Consider the following 26,806-nt stretch of genomic DNA (forward strand, 5'->3'; position numbering starts at 1 on the left):
GCTACTGCACCGTCGCCGTGAGGCGGGCGAGGTTGTCGAAGACAACCGAGCGCGTGGGGCGCGTGAGCCACTCGTCGAGGGTGAGCTCTCGGCTGTTACTGCGGTACTCCGCTTCGATGTCGCGCAACTGGGAGACGAAGCTCCGCCCGTGCACCATGACCGAGATCTCCAGGTTGAGGCTGAAGGAGCGCATGTCCATGTTGCTGGAACCGATCACCGCGACATCGTCGTCGATCGTGAAGTGCTTGGCGTGCAGCACGGTGGGGGCCGCATAGAGCCAGATGCGCACCCCCGCCCGCAGCAGCACCTCGTAATAGCTGCGCTGGGCGTGATAGACGAGCTTCTGGTCGGCGACCTCCGAGACGAACAGTTCGACCGCGACCCCGCTCTGCGCGGCCGTCGTGACGGCGTAGAGCATGGAATCGTCCGGCACGAAGTAGGGGCTCGTGATGACGATGCGCTCCTCGGCGGCGTAGATGAGGTCGTTGAAGAGGCGCAGATTGTTCTCGCCGCGGAAGGCGGGCCCACTCGGCACCACCTGACACTCGATCTCTTGTCGGTGCTCGCCCTCCGCAGCATCCGCGATCTCTCGCAGCAGCAGTTCGTCGGTCTCTGCGTACCAGTCGCTCAAGAAGAGCGCGTTGATGCCCGCCACGATGGGGCCGTCGAACTCCACCATGAGGTCCTTCCAGTGCAGACCCCGCTTGATGTTGCCCCGCTTGTTGTAGCTCGAATCGACCATGTTCTGCGAACCCGTGAAGGCGAGCTCCCCGTCGATGACGACGAGCTTGCGGTGGTTGCGCAGGTCGAGCCGCTGGTAGCGGCCCTTGAGCGGCTGGATGGGCAGCATGAGCTGCCACTGGATGCCCGCCTCCGTGAGCCGCCGCTTGGTGGCGCGGTAGCCCGGCTGCCGCAGGTTGGCGACGTGGTCGAGGAGCACTCGCACGGTCACCCCCCGCTGGACCGCCGTCTCGAGGGCGTCGAAGAAGGGCGCCGTCGTGCGGTCGAGGCTGAGGATGTAGAACTCGGCGTGCACGAAGCGCTTCGCCCGCTCGACGGCATCCGTCATGGCACGGATGCTGTCCTCATAGTTTGCGTGCAGGTTGGCCGTGTTGCCGCGCACGAGCGGCATGGCGCCGAGTGCGCGGTTGAGGGAGACGGAGTTCTGTAGCCATTGGGGCCAGCCCGGATGCGCCTCTGCCTCGTCGAGCCCCTCGGTGGCCTCCAGGAGGATGCGGTTGACCTGATCCTGCTTCCTGCGGCGCTTGCGGGGCAGCTTGTTGCTGCCGAGCAGTAGGAACAGCAGGAAGCCGGCGTAGGGGATGAGGAAGATCGCGAGAAGCCAGGCGGTGGCGGTCTGCGGTTTGCGGTTGATGGGGACGATGATGAGGGCGGCGATTCGTATCGCGATGTCGATGATCACCAACACCACAAGGATGAGGGTGCTCAACCACCCCGCAGTCAGCATGTCTACCTGAGGTTGACGAACTGGAGGTCGACGTCCAGGTCGGCACCCTTCAGTAGCGCCATGGTGGCCTGGAGGTCGTCGCGGCTCTTGGAGCTCACGCGCAGCTCGTCGCCCTGGATCTGGCTCTTGACGCTCTTGGGGGCTTCGTCGCGGATGAGCTTGTTGATCTTCTTGGCGTCGTCCTGCGCGATGCCCTGCTTGAGCCCCGCTTCGATGCGGTACTCCTTGCCCGAGGCGTAGGGCTCGCCCGCGTCGAGCGACTTGAGGCTGATGCCGCGCTTGATGAGCTTGGCCTCGAGCACCTCGAGCACGGCCTTGACCCGCTCCTCGCTGCTTGCCTTGAGCAGGAACTTCTCGCCGCTCCAATCGACGGATGCGCCGACATTCTTGAAGTCGTAGCGCTGCGAGATCTCCTTCTGCGCCTGGTGGAGTGCGTTGTCGGCCTCCATCTTGTCGACCTTGCTCACGATGTCAAACGATGAATCTGCCATGCAGGCAATCGTAGTCGTGGCCGTCGTACAGTCTCAGGTATGGCACACGGCTCCGGGGGCGGCCCCCGCCCCGCACGGAGGGGTGTCGATTGGGCCCTTGTCGGGGGCATCGTCGCGGGCGTCTCAGCCCTCGGCATCCTTCTCGCGCTGGTCGTCCTCCGGCCCGGCACCTCGGGCATTCCCGACGAGGTTGTGACCCCGGGTGTCTCCTCGAGTCCGCCGTATGCCGCGGCGGCGCCTCTGCCTCCGCGTTCGGCCACCCCGGGGGCCGGCCCCGTCATGGTGGCGGATGCCGCGTGGGTCCGGTCGGTGGCGGAGGAGACGGGCATCCCCGAACGTGCGCTCGCGGCATACGCGGGTGCTGCCCTCTTCAAGGCGACGGACCGCCCGGACTGCGGCCTCGGCTGGAACACGCTCGCGGCGATCGGGCTCGTCGAGAGCGACCACGGCCGGCACGCGGGCTCCCGCATCGGCGCGGACGGCACGGCGCATCCGCCCATCCTCGGCATCGCCCTCGACGGCAGCCAGTCGGCGCGCATCCCCGACACGGATGACGGCGAGTTCGACGGTGACGCGGAGTACGACCGTGCCGTGGGGCCCATGCAGCTCATCCCGCAGACGTGGATCAACTGGCATGTTGACGGCAATGGGGATGGCGTCGAGGACCCGCAGAACATCGACGATGCCGCCCTGGCGGCCGCCAACTACCTGTGCCGGGCTAGCCCCGACATGACGGACGAGGAGGGGTGGCGCGCTGGGGTCGGCGCCTACAACGACTCGCGGGTGTACCTCCGCTCGGTCGCGGATGCCGCGAACCGCTACGCGGAGCTCCTCGCCTCCGCGGGCACCGGTTGAGCAGGGTCCGCTGGTTGAGTGGCTCCTGCCGCCTGAGTAGCTCCCGCCGGTTGAGTAGCGCGGCGTACCGGAACCCGCCCCCTAGCGTCGCGCCCCCAGCCGCGCGGTGCTCGACCGCACGAGGAGCTCGAAGGGGAGAGCCGTGTTGAGGGAACCGAGGGTCCTGGTGCCGGGCTGCAGCTGGTCGAGGAGGATTTCGGCCGCCATCCGTCCTTGCAGTTCCGGGAATTGCGCGACGGTGGTCAGTCCGAAGAAGTTGCTGAGCTCGTGGTCGTCGACGCCGATGACGGAGACATCGTCGGGCACATGTAGGCCCATGTCGCGGGCGGCGAGGATGGTGCCGATCGCCATCTCATCGGATGCCGCGAAGATCGCGGTCGGGCGCTCCCGCGGTGAACCGAGTAGCTGTTTCGCCGCCTCGTAGCCGCCCTCGATCGTGAAGTCGGCGGCGCGGAACAGCGCCGGGTTGACGGGGATGCCCCAGGCCTCGAGCGCGCTCTCGTAGCCGATGCGCCGATTGGTGGGCAGGTGGAAGTCGAGCTCGAAGTCGCGCGTGCCTCCGATGTGGCCGATGCTGGTGTGGCCGAGTTGCAGCAGGTGCTCGGTGGCCAGTTGCGCCACCTCAACGTCGTCGATGCTGAGCGTGCGCACGCCGGGGAGGGGCCCGCCGACCCCGACGATGGGTTTGCCCATACCGAGCAGCCCGCTGAGTTCGCTGGGCGTGAGCTCGAGGGAGATCGCGATGACGGCGTCGACCCGTTTGCGCAGCAGGAACTCCTCGAAGACGGCCCGCCGCTCGTCGCCCCCGCCGGCGAGGTTGTAGAGGGTGAGGTCGTAGCCGTGGCTGAGGAGGGCGCTCTCAGCGCCTTCCAGTACGGATGCGTAGAACCAGCGGGTGAGGAACGGCACGACGACCCCGATGTTGCGGTTCCGCCCTGTGGCGAGGCTGGACGCGCTGGAGCTGACGACGTAGCCGAGTTCTGCGGCGGCCGCGAGCACGGCATCCCGGGTGGCGGCGGAGACGTTCGGCTTGCCGCTGAGCGCGCGGGAGACGGTCGCCGTGCTGACGCCGGCGAGTTCCGCCACCGCCTGGATCCCCGGCATCCGCACCTCCTTGTTACGCCCGTGATCCTACTCGGCGCATCCGCGGCTGGGGAGGAGCTGGTTCGCGAGGGCCTCGCGCGCACTGTATTCTTATCGGAGCGCCTTCGGTCAGGTGAACACACGTGGTCGGAGGAGCGGGGCAAGTTACCCAAGCGGCCAAAGGGATCTGACTGTAAATCAGACGGCTCAGCCTTCGGGGGTTCGAATCCCTCACTTGCCACCGATCAGAAGACCCGGCCTCGTGCCGGGTCTTCTGCGTTTTCGCGCGTGTTGAGTTTCCGGGCCTTCCGCGATCCCGCATCACGGTGCCCCGACCTCCGCACCCCTGCCCTCGACGCATCCCGACAGCGCGGTGTTTTCTGCTCACCGCGGCATCCGCCACCGCCGCCCTGAGCAGAAAACACCGCGCTGTCGCGGCGGCAGTTGCGAGGAGGCGGGCGACGGATGCATGCGCTGCATCCTGCCGCGAAACGCGGAGCGTGGCGTGCGAGAGTGGTTGCATGACCGACACGACGCAGTTGCTCGAGATCGCCGCCCACGTTGCAGAGGAGGCCGCTGAGCTCGCCCGCATGCGCCGCATCGAGGGGGTCAGCGTCGCGGCGAGCAAGTCGACTGCGGTCGACATCGTGACGCACGCGGACCGCGAGGTGGAGGCGCTGATCCGCGGTCGGCTCGCGGAGGCGCGCCCCGACGACGGTTTCTTCGGGGAGGAGAGCGGCGCCGAAGCGGGGTCGAGCGGTCTCACCTGGGTCGTCGACCCCATCGATGGCACCGTTAACTACCTGTATGGCATCCCGCAGTACGCGGTCAGCATCGCGGTCGTGGAGGGGGAGGCCGATCCGCTCTCGTGGCGGGCGCTCGCCGGCGTGGTTGTGAATCCCGAGCTGGGGGAGCGGTTCGCCGCGACAGTCGGTGGTGGGTCAACACTCAATGGCCGTGGCATCCGGGTGACGACGGATGTCTCGCCCGACCGCGCACTCATCGGCACGGGTTTCGGCTACCGCCCCGAGGTTCGGGTGCGGCAGGCCGAGACGATCGTGCCGCTCATCTCGCAGGTGCGGGACATCCGTCGCATGGGGGCGGCATCGCTCGACCTGTGCGGGGTTGCCTGTGGTCGTATCGACGGCTACTTCGAGCGGGGTCTGCAGCCGTGGGATCACGCGGCCGGCGTGCTCATCGCGGCGGAGGCGGGGGCAAGGGTGAGCGGATGGCGCGGCGCGCCTCCCTCGGCCGAGTTCACTCTCGCGGCCGATGCACCCCTCGCCGAGTTCCTTGAGAAGTCTCTGTTAAACGCTGCCGCGGACTGGGCAGATTGATCACCGGCGGGTAGCCTCATTGGGTTCCCTCCCGAGGAACGACGCTTACCCGTGTGTCTTTTTGTGAACGTTATCGGACCAGCCCACCCGAAGTGCGAGCTGGTCAATGTGTAGGAGTAGTGCAATGTCCCGTGCGTCGAATCGTGCCGTGAGAATGCCGGAATTCGCGTAGTGGGCCGGTCTTCTGGCCGTCGGGCGGCCCCTAAGGCCCGTCGCATCACCTCCCGTTCCGTCTCTTCAGCCACTGCGCCGCGTCCTTCCGCCGTGACGCCGTCGCTGCCCTCCGCGCCGTCCCTGCCGACGCCGCTTGCCGCCCAGGTCGCGCCTGGCGCCGAGGAGTTCCCGCTGCGCCGCGCCCGCCGCGAGGCGGAGAAGACCGCGAGCACGAAGCGTGTCGCAGGTCGGCGCAAGCCCGCGATCACTGCATCCACAGTCACTGCGGGCGATCGCCCCGCCGCCGCTCCGCGTTCGACGCGCCGTCCTGCCCCGTCCAAGCGGCGCATCCTGGCGCAGCTTGCCAGCCTCGGCGCGATGGCGGGCGTCTTCGCCCTGCTCGTCTCGACCTCGCTGCCCGCGAGCGCCTTCTACACCGCGGAGGAGGCCCAGACGGCCGCCGCGGCGACGGAGGAGGCCGAGGCGGCGGAGTCGTCGCTCGCGGCCGTGCCCGCCCAGGAGGTCATGGTCAACGCGGAGGCCGCTGCGGCCGCCACTGAAACCGAGGCTCTTCCGCGCGACAGCTATGAGGTCAAGTCGTTCCAGCAGCAGATCACGGCGCTGCGCGGCAACCCCAACTTCGCCTACACGAACAACCCGAACGGCTCGATCCAGTGGCCGTTCCCGGGCACTGTGCCGATCAGCTCGGGCTTCGGCCCCCGTTCCGTCTGCTCCTACTGCTCCACCTACCACCTGGGTGTCGACTTCACGCCGGGTTCGGGAGTCCCGATCCAGGCCATCACGGATGGCGTCGTGAGCTCGGTGAACCTTGACAGCGGCGGCCTCGGCAACCACGTCACGATCGACCACGTTGTGAACGGTCAGCGCGTGCAGAGCGTCTACGCCCACATGCAGTGGGGGTCGATCCAGGTCGCGGTCGGCCAGCAGGTGACGGTGGGCACGATCATCGGCAAGGTGGGCAGCACGGGCACGTCGACAGGCGCGCATCTTCACCTCGAGATCCACCTCGACGGCACGCCGGTCGACCCGTTCATGTGGCTCACGGCCAACGCGAACTGACCCCCAGGCCACGCGCTATCCGGCGCCAAGGTGAACGCGCGGTGAACAGCGCGCAGCGAAACGCCCCCAGAAGGGGGTTCCTGTCCCCCGTCGGAGTGCGTTAGGGTTTATGAATCCGTTACAAAGCGCCCGCCCTGTGGGGGTTGCTGGTATCAGCAGTGAATCCACCCGAGTCGCTGCCCCAAGGAGTAATACGTCCATGACCCAAGCCGCCACCGGTGCCGCGCAGCCGTCGAGCCGTCGCGAAGCACGGGAGCAGGAGCGTCGCACACAGCGCAGGGTTGTGGTTCCGAGCATCCGCCCCGCTCGTTCTGCCGTCTCGACGGCCGCGCCGTTCGCTGCTGTTGAGGCGAAGGCGCCGCGGACGCCGAAGCGCACGGATGCCGCGCGCACTCGTTCTGGCTCGCACGGCCCAATGCGCACGCTCATGAGCATGGGGGCGATGCTCGGAGTTGCAGCGATGCTCGTCTCGACGTCGATCTCGGGGCTGTCGCCTGCGGGGGAGTCGGCGGAGGCATCGCAGACTCTCGCGGATGGCGCCATCGTGCAGGCGGAGCCGCAGTCGCTCGGTGTCGTCTCCGGTTCGGCACCCGCCGGCGCCGAGGTCGCCCGCGACAGCTACACGGCGGAGGCGTATGTTCCTCCGGTTCGCTGGGTTTCGCAGAGCACCGCGAGCCCGAGCGCGAGCTTTGCCTACACGAACAACCCCAATGGCAGCATCCAGTGGCCGTTCCCGCTGCCGTCCCCAATCTCCTACGGTTTCGGGCCGCGCGCGGCGTGCTCCTACTGCTCCAGCTACCACTTGGGCGTCGACTTCACTCCGGGCGCCGGCGTGCCGATCCAGGCGATCACTGAGGGTGTCGTGAGCGCTGTGATTCTCGATAGTGGTGGGCTCGGCAATCACGTCATCGTTGACCACGTGGTCAACGGGCAGCGCATCCAGAGCGTGTATGCCCACATGGCGTGGGGCTCGATTCAGGTCGCCGCCGGCCAGCCCGTCTCGGTGGGGACGATCCTGGGTGCCGTCGGCAGCACGGGTGCCTCGACGGGCGCGCACCTCCACCTCGAGATCCACGCGGATGGCACGCCCATCGACCCCTTCGCCTGGCTAAAGGCGAACGCCAACTAGCCTCGCCCAGGCGCGTTGTCCGGTCCTATCGGAGCCAGACGGTGGTGTCGGGCGGCAGCACGTCGCCGTCGAGTGGTGCGGAGGCGAGGATGATCGAGGCGCCGCTGGGCAGCGCAGCATCCGTCGTCCCGATGTTGGCCATGACGGTGATGCCCGCTGTCGTGAAGGCGAGCACATCGTCGGACTCGGTCTGGAGCCACTTGAGGGTGGAGAGCCCGAGGCCGTGCTCGGCGCGGAGGGCGAGCATCTGCCGGTAGAGCTCGAGGGTGGAGCCGTCGACGCCGCGCTGCTCTGAGCGGGCGAAGGCACCCCAGCCGGCGGGTTGCGGCAGCCAGCTCTCGCCGGTCTCGCTGAAGCCGCACGCGGGGGCCTCGGCTTCCCAGGGGATGGGCACGCGGCATCCGTCTCGCCCGTAGCGCTCGCCGTTGGTGCGCAGGAAGGTCGGGTCCTGGCGGGCCTCGTCGGGCAGGTCGATGACCTCGGGCAGGCCGAGCTCCTCGCCCTGGTAGAGGTAGGCGCTGCCGGGCAGCGCAAGCATGAGGGCGGTCGCGGCGCGGGCGCGGCGCAGACCCACGACGGGGTCGGGCAGGCCCTTCGTCTTGGGCCCAATGCCGTGACCCTGCAGGTTGTCGGCGGTGAGGGCGAGGCGGCTGGCGTGGCGCACGACGTCGTGGTTGCTGAGCACCCACGTGCTGGGCGCGCCGACCTCGCCGAAGGCGTCGAGCGAGTCGTCGATGACGGTGCGCAGGGCGGATGCCTTCCACGGGGTCTCGAGGTAGACGAAGTTGAAAGCCTGGTGCATCTCGTCGGGGCGCACCCACTTGGCGAGCTTGGGCAGCGGGTCGACCCACGCCTCGGCGCAGAGGGCGCGGTCGCCGTCGTAGCTGTCGAGAAGTTCGCGCCATTCGCGGTAGATCTCGTGCACGCCCTCCTGGGCCCAGTAGGGCGGCAGGGTCGCGGCGCCTTCGGGCTCGGCGCTGATCTCGGGCTCGAGGGAGGCGGAGCCGCCGCCCATGCTGCCGCCCTCGACGGGCGGGGCCCAGTCGGGGAGGCCCTCGACCTTGATGAGGCCGTGAGCAACGTCGACGCGGAAGCCGTCGACCCCGCGGTCGAGCCAGAAGCGCAGAACGTCGAGGAACTGCTCGTGCACCCAGCGGTTGTCCCAGTTGAAGTCGGGCTGGCTGGAGTCGAAGAGGTGCAGGTACCACTGGCCGGGCTCGCCGTCGGCCTCCGTCACGCGACTCCAGGCAGAGCCACCAAAGACCGACTGCCAGTTGTTGGGCGGCAGCTCGCCGTTCTCGCCGCGGCCGTCGCGGAAGGTGTAGCGATCGCGCTCCTCCGATCCCGGCCCGGCGGCGAGGGCGGCTTGGAACCAGCGGTGCTGGTCGGAGGAGTGGTTGGGCACCAGGTCCACGATGACGCGGATGCCGTGCGAATGCGCGGTCTCGAGCATCCGGTCGAAGTCGTCGAGCGTGCCGAAGAGGGGGTCGACGTCGCAGTAGTCGGCCACGTCGTAGCCGGCGTCGTTCTGCGGTGAGGTGTAGAAGGGGGAGAGCCAGATGGCGTCGACGCCGAGCTCGGCGAGGGAGCTCAGGCGCCCCGTGATGCCGGGCAGGTCGCCGATGCCGTCGCCCGAGGCATCCGCAAAGGAGCGCGGGTAGATCTGGTAGATCACGGCGGTGCGCCACCATTCGCTTCCCGTGGTTGCCGACGTGGTGCTGCGGGTGCTCGTTTCCGTGGCCATGCGCTCACCATAATCGAGGTGCCGCGAACTTGTAAGCGCTTGCAGTCGTGGGAGCGCGCGCATTCGTCTGATCCACACCGCACTCTCGGGTGGCGTGCAGCCGGCGCACCTACCGTGCACGGCGTCGGGGCAGCATCCGGCCCCCGACCCTGTGAGGGAGGACCCGCAAATGGCCGCCACCAAGGATGTCGCAGGCAAGACGATCGTGATCACGGGAGCGTCGAGCGGCTTCGGACGCGGCGCGGCGATCGAGCTCTCGCGGCTCGGCGCCAACGTCGTGCTGGCGGCCCGCCGTGGCGACGTGTTGGAGGAGCTGGCGGCGGAGTTGGGCGACAACACGCTGGCCGTCACGGCGGACGTCGCCTCGCACTCCGACCTGCAGAGGGTGGCGGATGCTGCGGTGCAGCGTTTCGGCCACGTCGACGTCTGGGTGAACAACGCCGGCATCGGCGCGATGGGCTTCTTCTGGGACATCCCCATCGAGGACCACGCGCGCGTGATCGACGTGACGCTCAAGGGTGTCGTCAATGGCGCGCATGTCGCCCTCAAGCTCTTCACGGGGCAGGGGAGGGGGACGCTTGTGAACACCGCCTCGATCGATAGTGAGGTGCCGCTCGCGCTGCAGAACACGTATGCGGCGGCCAAGGCGGGTGTGCTGAGCCTGACACGAAGCCTGCGGGAGGAGCTGCGGGTCGCCGAGTTCGACGAGATCCAGGTCGGCGCCGTGCTGCCGTGGGCGATCGACACCCCCTGGTGGAGCCACGCCGCCAACTACACGGGTCACAACCCGCGCATGGTCGCGGTCGACGGGCCCGAGATCGTGGTCGACGCGATCGTCGAGTCGTGCGTCAACCCGAAGGAGGCGCTCGCGGTCGGGCCGAAGGGCAAGGGCGGCAAGATCTCGCACATGCTCTTCCCGAACCTCACGGAGCGCGTTTCGGCTGACATCATCAGCCGCGAGACTCTCGAGAAGGGGCTGCGGGCACCCGCGACATCCGGTGCCCTTCACGCGCCGATGGCGGGAACGACAACGATCGACGGCGGGGTGCGCGAGCGCATGAAGCGCGAGGACGAGGTGCGCGACTAGCGCGGAAGCCCCCACTACCCTCGTCACCATGACACTGCCGTCCGCCGCCCACGACCTGCTCGCCCTCGATTCGCTCCTGAGCGACGAGGAGCGTGCGTTCCGCGAGGAGGTGCGCGACTGGGTCGACGCGCGCATCCGCCCGAACATCGCCGGCTGGTTCGCCGACGGGGTCTTCCCGACCGAGATCGCACCCGAGCTGGGGCGGCTCGGGGTGCTCGGCGCCTCCCTCAAGGGCTACGGATGCCCCGGCCGCAGCGCCGTCGAGTACGGGCTTGCGGCCTTCGAGCTCGAGGCGGGGGATTCGGGCATCCGCACCTTCGTGAGCGTGCAGGGTTCGCTCGCGATGAGCGCGATCCACAAGTGGGGCAGCGAGGAGCAGAAGCAGGAGTGGCTGCCCCGCATGGCGGCCGGCGAGATCATCGGCTGCTTCGGACTCACGGAACCCACGGCCGGGTCCGACCCCTCGAGCATGGCCACGCACGCGCGGCGCGACGGCGACGACTGGATCATCTCGGGCGCGAAGCGGTGGATCGGGTTGGCATCGGTCGCGCAGCTCGCGATCATCTGGGCGGACACGTATGAGGGCATCCGGGGCTTCATCGTTCCCACCTCGACGCCGGGGTTCACGGCGACGCCCATCGAGCCGAAGCTGTCGATGCGCGCGTCGGTGCAGTGCGACATCGAGCTCGACGAGGTGCGGGTGCCGGCGTCGGCGCAGCTGCCGGAGGCACGGGGGCTGCGGGCGCCGTTCTCGTGCCTCAACGAGGCGCGCTACGGGATCGTGTGGGGCGCGATGGGGGCGGCGCGCGACAGCTTTCTGGCCGCGCTGCGCTATTCGCAGGAACGGCAGCAGTTCGGGCGGCCGCTCGCGGGCTACCAGCTCACGCAGGAGAAGCTCGCGAACATGGTGGTCGAACTGGAGAAGGGCACCCTGCTCGCACTGCACCTGGGGCGGCAGAAGGACGCGGGGCTCCTCACGCCGGAGCAGATCTCGCTCGGCAAGCTCAGCAATGTGCGCGAGGCGATCGCGATCTGTCGCGAGGCCCGCACGGTGTTCGGCGGCAACGGCGTCACCCTCGACTTCTCGCCGCTGCGGCACGCCAACAACCTCGAGTCGGTGCGCACCTATGAGGGCACCGACGAGGTGCACACGCTCATCCTGGGGCAGGCGGTGACAGGGCTGTCGGCCTTCCGCTAGTCTCGGCGACACCACGCTGCTGAAGGGATCATCGCGATGTCATTCCAGGCCTATCTCGACGCCATCGAGGACAAGACGGGGCTGACGCCGCGGCAACTTGTGGAGGCCGCAAAGGAGAAGGGTTTCGACGACCCGAGTGTCAAAGCCGGCCAGATCCTGGAGTGGCTCAAGAGCGATTACGACTTGGGTCGCGGTCACGGCATGGCGCTCGTGCACGTGATCAAGAAGGGCCCGCAGATCGACGCGAAGCACGTCGGCTCGACCGGTTCCCACCGTGACGAGTCCGACACCCTGTGGCTTGACGGCAAGGCCACCAAGCCGCAGTAGTGGGCGGATGCTGCGGCATCCGGTTCTGTGACGATCGTGTTCACCCGTTCCGCGCGGGGATGATAATCTAGACCGGTTGCCTTTTCGGGCGCGTCCTGCGTGCGCGCAGGGTTGCCCCCTTAGCTCATTGGTAGAGCACTTCCTTGGTAAGGAAGAGGTAGTGGGTCCGATTCCCACAGGGGGCTCGATCGACACGTTTCGCGACAGGTCGATTGTGGCTGAGTAGCTCAGTTGGTGAGAGCGCACGACTCATAATCGTGAGGTCGCGGGTTCGAGTCCCGCCTCAGCTACCAAGGGCCTGTCCTTAAATTGGGCGGTCAGATTCTTTAAATCACGAGGCGCAGTGCGCCCCGGTGCTGAATCGCCCCAGTCGCCGCTTGTTCCGGGCCGTAAGCGCTTTTACGGTTGGCCTCGGTGCAGTGGCAGCCGCGCCCGCGACGGCTGGTGCGAGCCTAGTTGTGGCGGCGGCTACTGGAGTTGGAGTAGCGGGCATGATTGCGGCTGGTGTCTACGGGATAGGTTCCGCGATTAACACATGCAGGGCGGGCTGAGAGATGAATTCGAACAAAGAGCAAGATAAGGCAAGTTTCCGAGCCTTGTCGCGGAAGCTATCTGCGGCAACAAGCGTGCTGATCGTGGTGTTCGTCCTTCTTGTAATCATCATCAGCGTCGTGAACGAGCAAGGCGGGGATGTAAGTAGCATCGGCTACTACGGGGTGATGGTGCCTCTGATAGCGGTGGGTATCGCTGCCATGGGGTGGGCCGCGGTGCTGATGTGGAAGATGCAATCCAAGAAGTGAACGGGGCCACCGAGGCCGAAGGAGGTTCCTCGTCTCGGGCGAGGGTAACTCCAGGGCGGAGTCGGAGGCCTAGCCATCCATCACGGCCAGGTCGAACAGGCTCTGGAACGAAATCGCTCTTAGCCTGGAATCGCCAAGGTCGTATCCGGAAAGAAGCCAAGCGGGAGAGGGCATCCGGGATTTCATGAAGCCCCCACCAAGGGCCTGTCCTTCGGGATCAGGCTGACTCCTTCGAGGTCTGGGGCCAATGGACAGCGGCAGCGCTGAGTCCTGGGTGCGCCTGACGGCTCCCGTGATCGGCATGACGAACAGGTTCATGATCAGATGATCCAGGTGGATGCGTTCTTCCGTTTCTCATAGGAACGACCAAGGGTGCGTAAAGTGCCGCCTCGTAGCGTGCACAGCGTGATGAAGATCGACGACATGAAGACCACCGCCTCGAAGCGGCCCCTGCGAAGAAAAGCCACCTGGGTGACAGCCTTGGTCCTGGCCAGCGGCATCGCCCTGGCCGGTTGCGCTACAAGCGCTACCGAGACCACCTCTAGCGGCACCGGCTCGAGTGCGATCACCGACGCCGCCACGGTGTCGACAACGGACGCCGCCACGACAGCGGAAACGATTTCCGCCACGGCGGCCGCTGCCCAAGCCTTCCTCGCCACGCTGACAGACGAGCAGGTCGAGGCGGTGCTTTACGAGTACGACGACGAGACCAAGACCACCTCCTGGTCGAACTTTCCTGTGACGTTCGTCGAGCGGGCCGGCCTCAACCTTGCCGAGCTCACGGAGGAGCAGCAGACCGCCGTGCTCGCCGTGCTCGAGTCGCTGCTGAGCGACGAGGCATACGCGACCGTCCTTGGCATCATGAGGGGTGACGAGTACCTGCTCGAGAACAGCAGCACCACCGAGGACTCTCTCGGGCAGTACTACATCGCGTTCTTCGGCGACCCCTCCGACACCAGCGCCTTCGAGGTTCAGTTCGGTGGCCACCATCTCGGCATCAACGCGAGCTTGGATGGCTCGGCCGAGACCATCACCTTCGCCCCCACCCACCTGGGCGTGCAGCCAGCCGTGTACACGACTTCGGATGGCACGGAGGTGCAGCCCTTTGACGGCATCTACACCGACGCCTTCGCGTTCTTCGACAGCCTCACAGCGGAGCAGCAGGCGATGCTCACCTCCGGTGATGTGAGCATGTGCGCACCTGGCGACACCTGCGAGTTCGCAACCGGTGACGGTCTCACGGGGGCCGACCTGAGCGACGAGCAGAAGCAGCTCCTGCTCGATTTGATGGCCAACTGGGTCGGCATGGCCGACGACGAGACGACGGAGGCGGCACTCGCCAAGATCGAAGCGACCCTCGACACCACCGTTGTCGCCTGGTCTGGGGAGACGACGTACGACATGAGCACCGGCGACGGCATCTCCTTCTCCATCTCAGGTCCGAACGTCTACATCGCGTTCCAAGCCCAGCAGGGCTCGGCCGGCGCCGATGTCGAGGGGGTCACGACCTCCGGCTGGGGTCACGTGCACACCATCTACCGCGACCCCACGAACGACTACGCGAACAGCGTCACGCAGCAGGCGAGCACCGGAATGAGCGGCGGCCCGGGCGGCGGTGGGCCGGCGAACGGATAGCCGGTTCCGCTCGGGAGCAAACTGCGCCCAAGATTCGACCCGGCAGCGTCAGCTGCCGGGTCAACCGGACTGCGACGACCGCTACTCTTGCGTCTGTGGACCCGCTCGACAACGTCTCTTGGCCCCTCCGCACCGAGCGTCTGTCGATCCGTCGTGCCGCAGCATCCGATGCGGAGACCGCCTGGCGATGGCGGCGTCTGCCCGAGGTCGGCGAGTGGATCACGAATGCCCCGACCGACTACGACACCTTCCGCACGCAGTTCGTCGATCCTGCCCGCCTCGCCGGGCTCCTGGTGGTCGAGCTCACCGAGACCGGCGAACTGATCGGCGACGTCATGGTGCGTGTCGAGGATGCCTGGACGCAGGGGGAGGTCGCCGAAGCCGGCCGGGGCGTGCAGGCCGAACTCGGCTGGACGCTCGACCCGGCCTACCAGGGTCGCGGGTACGCGACCGAGGCTGTGCGCCGGGTGATCGAGCTGTGCTTCGGAGAGCTCGGGCTTCGCCGTGTGCACGCCGGATGCTTCGCGGCGAACGAACCGTCATGGCGAGTGATGGAGCGGCTCGGGATGCGGCGAGAGGAGCACAGCCGCAAGAGCGGTCTCCACCGCTCGGGCGAGTGGATGGACGGGATGAACTACGCGCTCCTTGCGGAAGACGTCCAACCGGGGTGAGGGTCAGACCCGCGTAACCGCCCGTTCACACCCCGGTGAGTAGACTCTTCTGCGTGCCTGAGCCTGTGCGATCCGACAGCGATCGCCCACTCCTCAGCGTCAGCCACTTCGGCCTCCCCGGCCCCGTGTGGACGATGGTGCTCGTGCAGGCCGGCGGCGTGCTCCTCCTCGCCTTCGGGCTGTTCTTTCCCGCGCATCCGGGGCACAATCCCCAGCTGAAGGCCGTCGCGGCGATCATTGGCCTGGGGATGCTCGTCAGCCTGCTGATCCTGCGCCGCCGCACCCCGGCCTGGCTGCTGTGGGCGGAACTCTTGGCCTTCATCGCCCTCGCCGCACTGCTCATCAGCGTCGCGCCGACCGAAGCGGGGGCCGTCTCCCTCATGCTCGGGATGCTCATCGCGGGTGTCTACGCCGGGCTCTGGGGCAGCAGGCGCGCAGCAGTCGCGGTGTTCGCCGCGATCGTCGTCGCCGGCACCGTCGCCATCCACCTTGGAGGGCGTTACACCCCCTCGCTCGGCTCCGCCTGGCTCATGGTCATCGTGCTCGGCGCGGGCCTCATCGCCGTGATCCAGATGCTCGTGTCGGCCCTCGAGCAGCAGGCCCTCATCGACCCGCTCTCGGGCGTCATGAACCGTCGCGGCTTGCAGGCGCTCACCCAGGTGAGGCAGGCATCCGGTCGGCGCCTCCACCACCGCAGCATCGTGCTCATCGATGTCGACGACTTCAAGCTGATCAACGACGGCAGCGGCCACGCGCAGGGCGACCGGGTGCTCCGCGAGCTCGCCGCTCACTGGGTGGCGGGCCTGCGCAGCGACGACATCGTCGTGCGGTTGGGCGGCGACGAGTTCGTCATCGTGCTCACCCGGGTCGATGCGGATGCCGCGGCGCACCTGATGGAGCGACTGCGCGAGGGCAGCGTGGCGCCGTGGACCTACGGCATCGCCCCGTGGCCCGACGGCGCCGACTTCGACGAATGCCTCGCGGTCGCCGACGACGCGCTCCTCGAGAAGAAGCGCGCCCGCGGCGTCACCCGCTGAACGGATGCGCCGGGGCTCCGCCTAGCGGGCCACCACCTGTTCCTCGTGCGCGTGCGGCACGGGGTGGTCGCGCTCGAGCGCGGCGCCCTCCACGTCGGCGTTCGGCAGGATGCGGTCGAGCCAGCGCGGCATCCACCACGCCTTCTCGCCGACCAGGTGCATGAGGGCTGGCACGAGCAGCAGGCGCACGATGAAGGCGTCGAAGAGCACGCCGATCGCGAGACCGAAACCGAGCGGCCGCACCATCGTCAGGTGCGAGAACATGAAGCCGCCGAAGACGGAGATCATGATGATCGCCGCCGCCGTGACGACCGCCCGCGCGTTGCGCCGCCCCGCGATCACGGCAGCCCTGGCCGGTATGCCGTGCACGAATGCCTCGCGCATGCCCGAGGCGAGGAACAGCTGGTAGTCCATCGCGAGGCCGAAGAGCACACCCATGATGATGAGCGGCGCGAAGCTCAGCACGGGCCCCGGGTTGTGCACCTGTGAGATCTCGGGCAGCCAGCCCCACTGGTAGACGGCCGTCACGGCGCCGAGGGAGGCGAAGAGCGAGAGCACGAACCCCGCCGTCGCGATGACGGGCACGAGGATCGAGCGGAAGACGACGATCATGATGAGCAGCGAGAGGCCGACGACGACGCCGAGGTAGAGCGGCAGCACATCCTGCAGCTTCTGTGAGACGTCGATGTTGCCGCTTGCCTGGCCGGCGACGCCGAGTTCGATGTCCGCGTCGAGCGGCGAGTCCGCCCGCAGCTCGTTGACGAGATTCTCGGTGGATTCGCTCGACGGGCCATCCACCGGCACCACTTGGAAGGCGAAGTAGTCGCGTTCCTCCGAGACGCCCACGGGCAGCACGGCGACGATGTCGTCGCGCTCCAGAAGCGCGTCGGCGATGTCCGCCTGTGTGGCCGTCTCATCCTCCTCCGCGACGGGCTCGTCCAAGGCGGCGGTGACGATGATGGAACCGTTCTGGCCCGCCCCGAACTCCTCCGCGATCGCCGTGTAGGAGCGGTACTGGGTCGAGTCCTCCGGCTCGCTCGCGCCATCCGGGAGCCCCAGCCGCAGCGACAGCGCGGGGATCGCGATGACGAGGAGCCCCACGATCGAGAGGGCCGTGATGCCGAGTGCGCTCAGCGTGCGCATGGGCCGGATGCTCTCTGCCGCATGCCCGCGCCCGACGTGGGCGCGCTCGCGCCGCGAGAGCACACGCTCGCCCACGAGCCCGAGGAGGGCGGGGGTGAGGCTGACGGCGATCAACACCGCGATGAAGACACACATGGCCGCAACCGTGCCCATGACCCCGAGGAAGGGGATGCCCGTCACGTTGAGTGCGAGAAGCGCGATGATGACGGTCGCGCCAGCGAACACGACGGCGTTGCCTGCCGTGCCGTTGGCGAGCCCGATGGATTCGCGCACCGCCATCCCCGCGCGCACCTGCGTGCGGTGGCGGTTGATGATGAAGAGCGAGTAGTCGATGCCGACCGCGAGTCCGAGCATGACGCCGAGCACGGGCGTGACCGAGGTCATGTCGACCACCCCCGAGAAGGCGAGGGAGCCTGCGACGCCGATGCCCACGCCGATCACGGAGGAGATGAGCGGCAGCACGGCGGGCAGCAGCGAGCGCAGCATGATGAGCAGCACGATCGCGGCGATCACGACGCCGATGATCTCGCCCGGGCCGAGGAGACCCTCGATGGACTCGGCGATCGTCGAGGAGTAGTCGACCTGCACGCCCTCGATCTCCGCCTCGTCGAGCGCGCTCGCGACCTCCTCCTTGAGTTCGCTCGAGAGGCCGAAGAGGTCGGACTCGAAGGAGACGACGCCCACCACGGTCGACTCGTCGTCCGACACGGTGCCAAAACCGGATGCTGCATCGATGAGTCGCTGGCCGATCTCAAGCTGCTCGCGCCCCTCCTCGAGGTCCGCGCGCCCCTCATCGATCTGCGCCTGGGTCTCGTCGATGAGTTCCTGCTGGGCATCGAGTTGGGCCTGCTGGGCGTCGAACTGGGCCTGAGCCTGCTCGTACACGCCCGCCGCCTGGGCTTGCGCGATCGCGGCATCCAGCTGCTCCTGACCCGCGTCGAGCTGCTCCTGCCCGGCATCGAGCTGCGCCTGCGCGTCGTCGAGTTGCTGCTCGCCGGCCTCGACCTCGGCGAGGGCATCCTCGATCTCCTGCTGCTGCGCTGCGCGCTCGGCCTCCGTCTCGAAGGGGTCGACCGTGCTATCGACGCCCTCAATGTCGGCGATGTCGGCGAGCAGGGCGCTGATCTCCTCGCGCTGCGTCTCGGTCAGGGCCTCGTCGTCTTCCGCCCGAAACACGACCGTAGCGGTTGCGCCCCCGATGCCCTCAAGGCGCTCGTTGAGTTCGTCGGTCACGCGCTCCGTCTCGGTGCCGGGGATGCTGAGGCTCGAGGTGAGCGTGCCCCCGAAGGCGAGGAACGAGCCGCCCGCGATCGCGAGCACGGCGAGCCATGACAGCAGGAATGTCCAGGAGCGGCGGCTGGCGAAGCGACCGAGCTGGAACAGGAGATTGGCCATGAAGGTGCCTTTCGGATGAGCAGGGGGAGGGCACGACATCGGGCCACAGGCCAGCCTAAACGACACGTGTCGGAAAACCGACAGCTGACGGACAACTTTGGGGAAACGCTCGGAAAGGCTGGCAGAATCAGTGTATGGACGTCCGCTCCGAGCGCACCCTGCGCAGCCTTCAGGCTGCGCTCCTCGCGCTCGCCAAGGAGCGCCCCCTCGAGGCCATCACGGTCAGCGACATCGTCGCGCAGGCCGATGTCAACCGCAGCACCTTCTACCAGCACTACTCCGACAAGGAGACGCTGCTCGCCGACGCGCTCGATGCCGCGACCGAGGATGCTGGTGCGCGGCTCCCCGACATCGACGCTCCCCTGGAGGAGCCGCCCGCCGCGCTCCGCCACTACCTCGAGCACCTCGAGGAGAACGCGGAACTCTACCGTCGTGTGCTCGGCCCCGGCGGTTCGGCTGCGGTGGCCGCGCGGCTGCGCGGCCGCATCCACAGCATCGTGCTCGAGGCGGTCGCCCGTGTCGGTGCCCCCGGTTTCGAGGGGCTCCCACTCGACGTGGTCGCGGCAGGCATCGCGGGGTCCGCGCTCAGCGTCATCGAGGCGTGGCTCGCGCGCGATCCGCTGCCCTCGGCCGACACCGCGACCGAGTGGGTCTGGCGCGTGCTCATCGGGCCGGTGGGGGTATGGATGCCGCGAGCCGACGACGACCCGAAGGAGCGCGCATGCCAGAACCGGTGACCCGCCTCGACAACCCGTTCCGCGGCAAGCGCGGCTTCTGGAACCGCGTCAACCGCATCGTGTACACCTTCACGGGCCCCGCGCAGGTCGGCATCGGGCGCCGCGAGGAGCCCTACGTCGCGCCCGCCGACCCGGCCTGCCCCGTGTGCGGCAAGCCAATGGCGAAGCACGACATCCGCCGCGGGGACGCGACGACGCGCACTCAGCTCAACTGCCCGCGCGACAGCTAATTCATCGTCCCCGGGAACGCATCCAACGAGGTGCCGCTGAGCGCCAGGGACCCGTCCTCCGCCGTCACCACCAACCCGGAGGTGCTGTCGGCCGACTTGGCCAACGTCATCAGCCACTCCTTGTTGATCTCGGGACTGCGAGACCCGGCGAACTTGAAATAGAGCGGCGTCGACGGCGAGACCCAGATCGAGCCACGCCCGTCGCCCACGCTCGGCCCGTCCTTCCATGAGACGAGGAACGACTCGTGCTTCATGAGCTTCTGCACCATCACGATCTGCAGATGCTGGAGCACCCGGTCGTCGAACTGCACTGCCGTGCCGTCGTACAGCAAATGCCCCACGTCAGTCGGCCAGCCGGTCGCGGAACTGCCGGTTGCGCAGCGCCCGCAGTCCCCGCTGCTCGATCTGCCGCACCCGTTCGCGAGAGATGCCGAACTGAACGCTCAACTCATCGAGGGTGCACGGGGCATCCCCGTCGAGTCCGAAGCGCCGACGCAGCACATCCGCGTCGCGGGTGGGCAGCTGGTCGACGCAGTCGTGGAGCGCGCGATACCGCAGCTTGCCGCTCACGATGTCGATCACCTCGGCGTCCTGCTCGTCCTCGAGCAGGTCTCCAAGGTTTGCGCCGTCATCCTCGCCGAGGGGCAAATTGAGTGAGACCGGCTGACGATCGAGCTCCAGGAACTGCCGGATCTTCGCCTCGGGCAGCCCTGTCGCGAGGGCCAGTTCGGCGTTGCTGGGGCGCCGCCCCAGCGTGCCCTCGAGCTCCCGCAGGTGCCGACGCACGGTCGCGACACTCTCGGCGACCCGCACGGGCACGCGGATGAGCTGCGCCGACTCCGCGAGCGAGCGCGTGATCGATTGGCGGATCCACCATGTGGCATACGTGGAGAACTTGAAACCCTTCGTGTAGTCATACTTCTTGACCGCGCGATCGAGGCCGATGTTGCCCTCCTGGATGAGGTCCATGAGAGGCAGTCCGAGCCCCGTATAGCGCTTGGCGACGCTCACCACGAGACGCAGGTTGGAGCGAATGAAACGGCTGTGGGCCTTCTCGCCCTCGTGCTCAAGCTGGCGGAGGAGGGCGTCATCCGGAGAATTCGGATGCGCGGAACGGTACTCGCGTGCGATCACGCCCACTTCGATCGCCCGCGCGAGTTCGACCTCCTCCTCCGGGGCGAGGAGAGGGAAGTGGCCGATGCTGCGCAGGTACTCGCCGAGAGTGTCCCGCGGGGCTGCGGTGCTGCCGAGCGGCTCAATGCTGGACATTGTGCCCTCCGCTCTGGTCGGAGTCGGCGATCAATCTGGCCTGGCCATTAAAAGACGGTGCCATGGCCATGTCCTTTCCGTTGAGGGTGAACAGATCAGACGATGAGACTGAAGTGTCTACCCCCATTAGGGGTTATCGACACCGTCTTTGGCAAGGGCTTGACAAAAAATGTCGCTTTGCTAATAAGTGACCGCGGAGTAGACAGAAGAAAACCTCCGGCGAAACGCGCTCGACGTTCCGCCGGAGGTTCACGAGAGGTTCGTCAGCCGACGAGACCGTTCTCCGCGAGCCAGTCGGCGGCGATGTCCTCGGCGGACCGCTGGTCGACCGTCGACTCCACGTTGAGGGCGACAAGACCCTCCGGGGTGAGGGCGGCGCTCACCGCATTGATCACCTCGGCGATCTCGTCCGCGATCTCCGCATTTGCGAGGGGGACGACGTTGGAGGCGAGGAACAGCCCCTCCGGGTCATCGAGCGTGACGAGATCCTCCGTCTGAATGCGCGGATCGGCGCTGTAGACATTCGCAATGTTGACCGTGCCCGCCAAGAGGTCGTCGACGGTCGTATCGCCCGTCGGCACGAAACTCACCTCGACGTCGTACGTCTCCGAGAGCCCATCGGGTCCGTAGGGGCGCTCCTCGAGTTCGGGGGCGCCACCGAGAATGAGCTCGACATCGACCTCGGAGAGGTCGGCCAAGCTTTCGAGCTCGTGCTCCTCGGCGAACTCCGCCGTCACGTTGTAGGAGTCCTGGTCGGTCGCGGGCGACTGGTCGAGCACGACAAGACCCTCGGGGAGCACGTCCTGCAGTTGCGCATAGACCTCACCCGTCTCCGTCGCCTCCGTGTCCTCGTCGTAGAACTGCAGGAGATTGCCCGTGTACTCGGGGAAGAGGTCGATGTCGCCATTCTCGATCGAGGGGATGTAGGCATCCCGCTGCCCGATGTTGAACTCGCGCTCCACATCGAAGCCGGCATCCTCGAGCGCCTGCGCGTAGATCTCGGCGATGATCTCGTTGGAGAAGTAGGCCTGCGAGCCGATCACGATCGTCTCGTCGGCTGCTGTCTCGTCATCCGTGGCCAGGGGATCCCCCGAGGCGCACCCTGACAGGGCCAATGCCACCCCGACCGCGGCTGCGCCGAAGGCGAACCGGCCCTTGTTCCTTGCTGTGTGCATCATGATTCCTCTTCGTTCTCGTGGACGTGCGGGTGTTACGGGGCGGTGGAGGTCTCCACCATCGCACGGCGCCGAGCGGGCGCGGTGCGGAGGCTGGGGGTGCGGCCGGCGGCGACACCGCGCGGCACGAAAAGACGCTGGCAGAGGGCGAGAGCCGCGTCGATGACGATCGCGAGCACGGCGACGAGGATCGAGGCGCCGAGCATCTCGTCGTAGCGACCCAGGGGCAGGCCGCGGAAGATGTAGTAGCCGAGCCCCCCGAGGCCGATGTAGGCCGCCAGGGTGGCGGTCGCCACCACCTGCAACGCTGCCGAACGGATGCCGCCGATCAGGAGGGGAAGACCCAGCGGAACCTCGACCCGCCAGAGGATCTGCCACTCCGTCATGCCGACGGCGCGCGCCGCGTTGATCGTGCGACGCTCGATCGCCTCGAAGCCGGCGTAGGCTCCCGCGAGGATCGACGGGATCGCGAGCACGACAAAGGCGGTGAAGGCGGCCGCCGGCTTGTTGGTGACGCCCATGACGAGCACGAGCAGGAGGATGAGCCCGAAGGAGGGGAGGGCGCGCGCGGCACCTGAAAGCCCGACAGCGAGCTCTCGCCCCCTGCCCGTATGGCCGATGAGGTAGCCGATCGGCACGGCGATCACGGTGGCGATCAGCACGGAGAACGCCGTGAAATAGAGGTGCTCGCCGAGTCGCACGAACAGCGAACTCGACCCCTCGAAGCGTTCAGGGGCGACAATCCAGGCGAGTGCGTCGAGGAAGAGATTCATCGGGCCGCCCTCCCCGGGCGCCGGGCCCACGGCATCGCGAGGCGGCCGAGGGCGACAAGCGCCAGGTCGATCAGGAGCGCGACGAGCATGACCATCACGACGCCGGAGAAGATCTCCTCGACGATGCGGCGCTGGTAGCCGTTCGTGAAGAGGTAGCCGAGGCTCTCGACCCCGATCAGGATGCCCACCGTGACGAGGCTCACGGTGCTGGCGGCCGCCACACGCAGGCCCGAGAGGATCACGGGCCCCGCGAGGGGCAGGTCGACCGTGAAGAAGCGGCGGAGGGCGCCGTACCCGACCGCCACCGCCGACTGCCGCACGTTCCCATCGACGGAGTCGAGGGCATCCGCCACCGACCTCGCCATGATCGCGATCACGAAGAGGGTCAGCGCGATCGTCACGTTGAGCTCGCTCAGATAGCTGATGCCGAGGATCGGCGGGATGATGACGAAGAGGGCGAGCGAGGGAATCGTGTAGAGCAGGCCCGCCGAGGTGAGCAACGCGCCGCGCGCTAGCCTGTAGCGGTGCGCGAGCCAGCCGAGCGGGATTGCGATGAGGAGCCCCGCGAGGATGGGCGTGATGCTCAGCCTCAGGTGCTCGAGAGAGAGCCGCCCGATCAGATCCAGGTTGTCGAGCACCCAGTTCACGGGAGAGATCCCTCGCTTCGACGCGCCGGAGCGGACTCCTCCACGAGCACGCCCTGAGTGCGGCCTGCGTCGTCCACCAGCACGCGCCCGTGAGGCGTCTGCTTGATCGTGAGGGCGCGGGCGCCGCGGTCCACACCGATGAAACTCGCGACGAAGTCGTTCGCAGGGTTCTCGATGATCTCGCTGGGGCTGCCCTTCTGCACGATCCGCCCGCCCTTCTCCAGGATGACCACCTGGTCGGCGAGCAGGAAGGCCTCGTCGATGTCGTGGGTGACGAAGACGACCGTCTTGTCGAGCTCGCGCTGCAACCGGATCGTCTCCTGCTGCAGCTCCGCGCGCACGATCGGGTCGACCGCGCCGAAGGGCTCATCCATCAGCAGGATGTTGGGGTCCGAGGCGAGCGCGCGGGCGACTCCCACGCGCTGCTGCTGGCCGCCCGAGAGCTGGGCCGGATAGCGGGAGGCGAGGGAGCGGTCGAGCCCGACCGTGTCGAGCAGTTCGAGGGCGCGGGCACGAGCATCCGCCCTGGAGACCCCGTTCAGGCGCGGCACCGTCGCGACGTTGTCGACGACTCGCAGGTGGGGGAGTAGACCGCCGCTCTGCAGCACGTAGCCGATGCTGCGGCGCAGGGCGACCGGGTCGCGTTCGAGCACGCTCGTGCCGTCAATCTCGACCGTGCCAGAACTCGGATCCACCATTCGGTTGATCATGCGCAGCAGAGTCGTCTTGCCGCACCCCGAAGAGCCCACCAACACGGTCGTCTTGTGGGCGGGGATCACGAGGGAGAAGTCCTCGATGACGAGGGGGCCGTCACCGAAACGCTTCGAGACGGAGGTGAACTCGATCATGCGGTGGCCGTCACTCGACGACCTCGACCTCTTTCCAGAACGCGACATACCCGGAGAAGTCCCTGCCGACCTTCTCGATGGCGCCCGGGTAGGGCTCTGGGTAACTGAAAGCGCGGTCCTTCAACTCCATGCCGCCCACCGTCACCGTGTAGTACTGGCACTCGCCCTTCCACGGGCAGGTGTAGGGGGTCGGGCTCTCGCTCAAATAGTCGCCCGTGAGGCTCGACGGGGGAAAGTACCAGTTGCCCTCGATCGAGATCAGCTCGGAGTCCTTCGCCTCCGCCAGCACAGTGCCGTCGAGTACTGCCTTCATGGGAACCTCCGGGGTTCTTGGGCCTGTGATTCCACGTTAGTCCAGACCTCCGACACTCCACAGAGGGCAAGAGAGGGCATGCACTCCCGCTTCACACCCGGCGGACGTAGCATCCGCCGCATGAGCGACCAGACGAACTACGAGAAGCCACCGGCCGACTACACCGACCTGCGGGCGATATACATCAACTGCTCCCTCAAGCCCACGCCCCAGCAGAGCCACACACAGGGCCTCATGGATCGCAGCATCAACATCATGCGCAAACAGGGCGTGCAGCTCGACGTCGTGCGCTTCGCCGACCACGACGTAGCCACGGGCGTCTATCCCGACATGCGCGAACACGGAGCCGCGACGGATGCGTGGCCAGAGGACCTGTGGCCGCGCGTGCAGGCCGCCGACATCCTCGTGGTGGGCACCCCCATCTGGCTCGGGGAGATCTCCTCGCTCGGGCGGCAGCTCATCGAGCGCCTCTATGCCATGGGGTCGATGACCAACGACAAGGGCCAGTACATCTACTACGGCAAGGTCGGCGGCGCGATCGTCACCGGCAACGAGGACGGTGTCAAAAACGTCGCGCGCCACGTGCTCTACAGCCTGCAGCACATCGGCTACACGATCCCGCCGGGGGCCGAGGCGGGCTGGATCGGGCCCGTCGGACCGGGGCCCAGCTATCTCGACCCCGAAGCAGAAGGTCCCAAGACCGACTTCACGAACCAGCACGTCACCTTCATGACCTGGAACCTCCTCCACCTGGCGAGGATGTTCAAGGACGCCGGAGGTCTGCCGTCCTACGGCAACGACGGCAACGCCTGGCAGAAGGGCGAGCGCTTCGGCTTCGAGGCCTACCCCTGATCGCTAGTCACCCAGAGGGGATCGCCTCGCCGATCGGGGTGTCGCCCCGGTTGAAGCGGATGCTGCGCCCCGCCGTCGACGGATCGGCAAGCACTGCGGCGATCACGGTGGCGACATCCTCCCGCGAGACGGAGTCCGCCTCGTCCGCTCCGACGTCGATGCGCCCCGTGCCCTCGTCGTCGCTCAGCCCACTCGGCTGCACGATCGTCCAGTCGAGCCCGCTTGAGCGCAGAGCCTCATCCGCCTGCGCCTTCGACTCGGCGTAGGCGAAGAAGGGCTCATCCTCGGGCACCCCATGGTCGGGGCCGGCGCCGAAGTACGACACCATGACGTAGCGGTTCACGCCCGCCCGCTCGGCGGCCTCGAAGGAGCGGATCGCGGCATCCCGGTCGACCGCGTAGGTGCGCGGCGGATTGCCCCCGCCGGCCCCCGCTGCCCACACGATTGCGTCGTGCCCGTCGAAGGCGTTGGCGAGGCCCGCGACGTCGAGCTGTTCGATGTCGGTGACGACGGGCGTCGCGCCGAGCTCCTCGATGTCGGCCGTCTGCTCCGGGTTGCGAATGATCGACGAGACGCCGTGCCCGTCGTTGATCAGGAGCGGGGTGAGGAGGCGGGCGACCTTGCCGTGGCCGCCGACGATCGCGATGCGCATACTGTTCCTTTCGTCGTGGGCGGCCAACGTATGACCGATGTCTGGACGAGAGCCGAGCATCCGTAACCCGGTACGTTGGTTACATGGCAACAGGGCAGTGGGTGGCCAACCCGGATGGCACACGCTGGCACTTCGACTCGGGCGCGCTGAGCCTCGACTTCGCGCTCGTGGGGGTCGACGTGCGCGAGCAGTTCGCGACGCCCGCCGACCTGCTCGAGTGGGTCGCGGAACGCTTCGAGCACCTCGACAAGACCGTCACGGAACGCGACCTGCGCGACGCCGTGCTGCTGCGCGTGGCGATCGCCCGCGTCGCTGCCGCGATCAGTGCTGGGGATGCCGCGGGGCGCGACGACATCGACACCATCAACCTCTTCGCCGCGACGCCCGACGTGCCGCCCGCGCTCGCGGGAGGCCGCCGCCGCGCCGGCGCGACCCGCATCAAGGTGTCGCAGGCGCTCTCGAGCATCGCGCGCGACGCTGTGCGGCAGTTCAGCCTGCACGGCTCGGAGCGCATCCGCTCGTGTGAGGCGGAGGACTGTTCCCACGTCTTCGTCGACGAGTCACGCGCCAACAACCGCCGCTGGTGCTCGATGCAGCGCTGCGGCAACCGCGCGAAGGTGCGGGCCCACCGGAGGCGTTCGGCCGCAGCATCCGCTCACTGACGCGCTGCGTTCGCT

At 67.7% G+C, this 26,806-nt stretch carries 30 protein-coding genes and 3 tRNA genes; 18 read left to right on the plus strand and 15 right to left on the minus strand.

What is annotated here, in order from left to right; genetic code table 11:
* Nucleotide 1: 1 nt before the first annotated feature.
* Together cls and OH146_RS09350 are read right to left on the minus strand one after the other, a co-directional pair.
* The gene (cls, locus tag OH146_RS09345) at nt 2-1,468 is read right to left on the minus strand and encodes a cardiolipin synthase (RefSeq protein WP_265159721.1); all 1,467 of its coding nucleotides are present in this window, start codon (nt 1,466-1,468) and stop codon (nt 2-4) included.
* A 2-nt stretch (nt 1,469-1,470) separates the two neighbouring features.
* Nucleotides 1,471-1,959 (minus strand): YajQ family cyclic di-GMP-binding protein, encoded by a 489-nt coding sequence (locus tag OH146_RS09350; RefSeq protein WP_265159723.1) that lies wholly within the window; start codon nt 1,957-1,959, stop codon nt 1,471-1,473.
* 39 nt (nt 1,960-1,998) lie between these two features.
* Here OH146_RS09350 and OH146_RS09355 point away from each other — a divergent pair, with 39 nt between their 5' ends.
* Nucleotides 1,999-2,814: a lytic transglycosylase domain-containing protein gene (locus tag OH146_RS09355; protein WP_265159725.1), complete on the plus strand. Its 816-nt coding sequence runs from the start codon at nt 1,999-2,001 to the stop codon at nt 2,812-2,814.
* Nucleotides 2,815-2,895: 81 nt separating this feature from the next.
* Here OH146_RS09355 and OH146_RS09360 read toward each other — a convergent pair whose 3' ends face one another.
* Nucleotides 2,896-3,918, minus strand: a complete 1,023-nt coding sequence (locus OH146_RS09360) for a LacI family DNA-binding transcriptional regulator (protein WP_265159728.1) — start codon at nt 3,916-3,918, stop codon at nt 2,896-2,898.
* A 138-nt stretch (nt 3,919-4,056) separates the two neighbouring features.
* Between OH146_RS09360 and OH146_RS09365 the strand changes: the two genes are divergently transcribed.
* The 4 genes from OH146_RS09365 to OH146_RS09380 all read left to right on the plus strand — a co-directional run bounded on the left by OH146_RS09365 (nt 4,057) and on the right by OH146_RS09380 (nt 7,596).
* Nucleotides 4,057-4,138 (plus strand) — tRNA-Tyr (locus tag OH146_RS09365).
* 280 nt (nt 4,139-4,418) lie between these two features.
* On the plus strand, nt 4,419-5,234 hold the full coding sequence (locus OH146_RS09370) for an inositol monophosphatase family protein (protein WP_265159730.1): 816 nt from the start codon (nt 4,419-4,421) through the stop codon (nt 5,232-5,234).
* A gap of 264 nt (nt 5,235-5,498) precedes the next feature.
* Nucleotides 5,499-6,467, plus strand: coding sequence for a M23 family metallopeptidase (locus OH146_RS13965; protein WP_265159732.1), 969 nt, complete (start codon nt 5,499-5,501; stop codon nt 6,465-6,467).
* 199 nt (nt 6,468-6,666) lie between these two features.
* Nucleotides 6,667-7,596: a M23 family metallopeptidase gene (locus tag OH146_RS09380; protein WP_265159733.1), complete on the plus strand. Its 930-nt coding sequence runs from the start codon at nt 6,667-6,669 to the stop codon at nt 7,594-7,596.
* Nucleotides 7,597-7,621: 25 nt separating this feature from the next.
* Here OH146_RS09380 and OH146_RS09385 read toward each other — a convergent pair whose 3' ends face one another.
* Nucleotides 7,622-9,340, minus strand: coding sequence for a glycoside hydrolase family 13 protein (locus tag OH146_RS09385; protein ID WP_265159735.1), 1,719 nt, complete (start codon nt 9,338-9,340; stop codon nt 7,622-7,624).
* 169 nt (nt 9,341-9,509) lie between these two features.
* Here OH146_RS09385 and OH146_RS09390 point away from each other — a divergent pair, with 169 nt between their 5' ends.
* The 6 genes from OH146_RS09390 (at nt 9,510) to OH146_RS09415 (ending at nt 12,752) form a co-directional block, all read left to right on the plus strand.
* On the plus strand, nt 9,510-10,427 hold the full coding sequence (locus OH146_RS09390; protein ID WP_265159737.1) for an SDR family NAD(P)-dependent oxidoreductase: 918 nt from the start codon (nt 9,510-9,512) through the stop codon (nt 10,425-10,427).
* Between the two features lie 28 nt (nt 10,428-10,455).
* Nucleotides 10,456-11,625: an acyl-CoA dehydrogenase family protein gene (locus OH146_RS09395; protein WP_265159739.1), complete on the plus strand. Its 1,170-nt coding sequence runs from the start codon at nt 10,456-10,458 to the stop codon at nt 11,623-11,625.
* A 36-nt stretch (nt 11,626-11,661) separates the two neighbouring features.
* Entirely contained in the window at nt 11,662-11,952 is a 291-nt protein-coding gene (locus OH146_RS09400; RefSeq protein WP_265159741.1) for a DUF4287 domain-containing protein, read from the plus strand.
* A 113-nt stretch (nt 11,953-12,065) separates the two neighbouring features.
* A tRNA-Thr gene (locus OH146_RS09405) sits at nt 12,066-12,137 on the plus strand.
* Nucleotides 12,138-12,168: 31 nt separating this feature from the next.
* Nucleotides 12,169-12,245 (plus strand) — tRNA-Met (locus tag OH146_RS09410).
* 261 nt (nt 12,246-12,506) lie between these two features.
* On the plus strand, nt 12,507-12,752 hold the full coding sequence (locus tag OH146_RS09415) for a hypothetical protein (RefSeq protein ID WP_265159743.1): 246 nt from the start codon (nt 12,507-12,509) through the stop codon (nt 12,750-12,752).
* A gap of 69 nt (nt 12,753-12,821) precedes the next feature.
* Here the strand turns inward: OH146_RS09415 and OH146_RS09420 are convergent, their stop codons facing one another.
* Both OH146_RS09420 and OH146_RS13970 read right to left on the minus strand, forming a co-directional pair.
* Nucleotides 12,822-13,070 (minus strand): hypothetical protein, encoded by a 249-nt coding sequence (locus OH146_RS09420; protein WP_265159745.1) that lies wholly within the window; start codon nt 13,068-13,070, stop codon nt 12,822-12,824.
* Nucleotides 13,071-13,072: 2 nt separating this feature from the next.
* Nucleotides 13,073-13,357: a hypothetical protein gene (locus OH146_RS13970; protein WP_265159747.1), complete on the minus strand. Its 285-nt coding sequence runs from the start codon at nt 13,355-13,357 to the stop codon at nt 13,073-13,075.
* Here OH146_RS13970 and OH146_RS09430 point away from each other — a divergent pair.
* The 3 genes from OH146_RS09430 (at nt 13,335) to OH146_RS13975 (ending at nt 16,095) form a co-directional block, all read left to right on the plus strand.
* A complete protein-coding gene (locus OH146_RS09430; protein ID WP_265159750.1) occupies nt 13,335-14,387 on the plus strand; it encodes a DUF3500 domain-containing protein in 1,053 nt (350 codons plus the stop codon). The genes OH146_RS13970 and OH146_RS09430 overlap by 23 nt on opposite strands.
* Before the next feature lie 95 nt (nt 14,388-14,482).
* Complete coding sequence (locus tag OH146_RS09435; protein WP_265159753.1) at nt 14,483-15,058, plus strand: GNAT family N-acetyltransferase; 576 nt, start codon at nt 14,483-14,485, stop codon at nt 15,056-15,058.
* Between the two features lie 53 nt (nt 15,059-15,111).
* Entirely contained in the window at nt 15,112-16,095 is a 984-nt protein-coding gene (locus OH146_RS13975; RefSeq protein ID WP_265159755.1) for a GGDEF domain-containing protein, read from the plus strand.
* A gap of 21 nt (nt 16,096-16,116) precedes the next feature.
* On the opposite strand, the gene OH146_RS09445 is transcribed toward OH146_RS13975, so the two are convergent.
* On the minus strand, nt 16,117-18,633 hold the full coding sequence (locus OH146_RS09445; RefSeq protein ID WP_265159758.1) for an MMPL family transporter: 2,517 nt from the start codon (nt 18,631-18,633) through the stop codon (nt 16,117-16,119).
* Nucleotides 18,634-18,767: 134 nt separating this feature from the next.
* On the opposite strand from OH146_RS09445, the gene OH146_RS09450 reads away from it, so the two are divergent.
* Together OH146_RS09450 and OH146_RS09455 are read left to right on the plus strand one after the other, a co-directional pair.
* A complete protein-coding gene (locus tag OH146_RS09450) occupies nt 18,768-19,370 on the plus strand; it encodes a TetR/AcrR family transcriptional regulator (protein WP_265159760.1) in 603 nt (200 codons plus the stop codon).
* The gene (locus OH146_RS09455) at nt 19,355-19,600 is read left to right on the plus strand and encodes a hypothetical protein (protein ID WP_265159762.1); all 246 of its coding nucleotides are present in this window, start codon (nt 19,355-19,357) and stop codon (nt 19,598-19,600) included. Before OH146_RS09450 ends, OH146_RS09455 begins: the two co-directional genes overlap by 16 nt.
* Here the strand turns inward: OH146_RS09455 and OH146_RS09460 are convergent.
* The 7 genes from OH146_RS09460 to OH146_RS09490 form a co-directional block, all read right to left on the minus strand.
* A complete protein-coding gene (locus OH146_RS09460) occupies nt 19,597-19,941 on the minus strand; it encodes a DUF7882 family protein (protein ID WP_265159764.1) in 345 nt (114 codons plus the stop codon). The genes OH146_RS09455 and OH146_RS09460 overlap by 4 nt on opposite strands.
* Before the next feature lies 1 nt (nt 19,942).
* A complete protein-coding gene (locus OH146_RS09465; protein WP_265159766.1) occupies nt 19,943-20,869 on the minus strand; it encodes a sigma-70 family RNA polymerase sigma factor in 927 nt (308 codons plus the stop codon).
* Nucleotides 20,870-21,132: 263 nt separating this feature from the next.
* Complete coding sequence (locus OH146_RS09470) at nt 21,133-22,044, minus strand: ABC transporter substrate-binding protein (RefSeq protein ID WP_265160737.1); 912 nt, start codon at nt 22,042-22,044, stop codon at nt 21,133-21,135.
* 35 nt (nt 22,045-22,079) lie between these two features.
* Complete coding sequence (locus tag OH146_RS09475) at nt 22,080-22,817, minus strand: ABC transporter permease (protein ID WP_265159768.1); 738 nt, start codon at nt 22,815-22,817, stop codon at nt 22,080-22,082.
* Nucleotides 22,814-23,464, minus strand: a complete 651-nt coding sequence (locus OH146_RS09480; RefSeq protein WP_265159770.1) for an ABC transporter permease — start codon at nt 23,462-23,464, stop codon at nt 22,814-22,816. The genes OH146_RS09475 and OH146_RS09480 overlap by 4 nt, the downstream gene beginning before the upstream one ends.
* Entirely contained in the window at nt 23,461-24,312 is an 852-nt protein-coding gene (locus OH146_RS09485; RefSeq protein ID WP_265159772.1) for an ABC transporter ATP-binding protein, read from the minus strand. The genes OH146_RS09480 and OH146_RS09485 overlap by 4 nt, the downstream gene beginning before the upstream one ends.
* A gap of 10 nt (nt 24,313-24,322) precedes the next feature.
* Nucleotides 24,323-24,625, minus strand: a complete 303-nt coding sequence (locus OH146_RS09490; protein WP_265159774.1) for a DUF427 domain-containing protein — start codon at nt 24,623-24,625, stop codon at nt 24,323-24,325.
* A gap of 120 nt (nt 24,626-24,745) precedes the next feature.
* Here OH146_RS09490 and OH146_RS09495 point away from each other — a divergent pair, with 120 nt between their 5' ends.
* On the plus strand, nt 24,746-25,477 hold the full coding sequence (locus OH146_RS09495; protein WP_265159776.1) for a flavodoxin family protein: 732 nt from the start codon (nt 24,746-24,748) through the stop codon (nt 25,475-25,477).
* Between the two features lie 7 nt (nt 25,478-25,484).
* Here OH146_RS09495 and OH146_RS09500 read toward each other — a convergent pair whose 3' ends face one another.
* Complete coding sequence (locus tag OH146_RS09500) at nt 25,485-26,129, minus strand: SDR family oxidoreductase (protein WP_265159779.1); 645 nt, start codon at nt 26,127-26,129, stop codon at nt 25,485-25,487.
* An 83-nt stretch (nt 26,130-26,212) separates the two neighbouring features.
* Here OH146_RS09500 and OH146_RS09505 point away from each other — a divergent pair, with 83 nt between their 5' ends.
* Nucleotides 26,213-26,791, plus strand: a complete 579-nt coding sequence (locus tag OH146_RS09505; RefSeq protein WP_265159781.1) for a CGNR zinc finger domain-containing protein — start codon at nt 26,213-26,215, stop codon at nt 26,789-26,791.
* Nucleotides 26,792-26,806: the final 15 nt, after the last annotated feature.

The sequence above is a fragment of the Homoserinimonas sedimenticola genome, from assembly GCF_026094475.1.
In the GTDB taxonomy this organism is placed as follows: Bacteria; Actinomycetota; Actinomycetes; order Actinomycetales; family Microbacteriaceae; genus Homoserinimonas; species Homoserinimonas sedimenticola.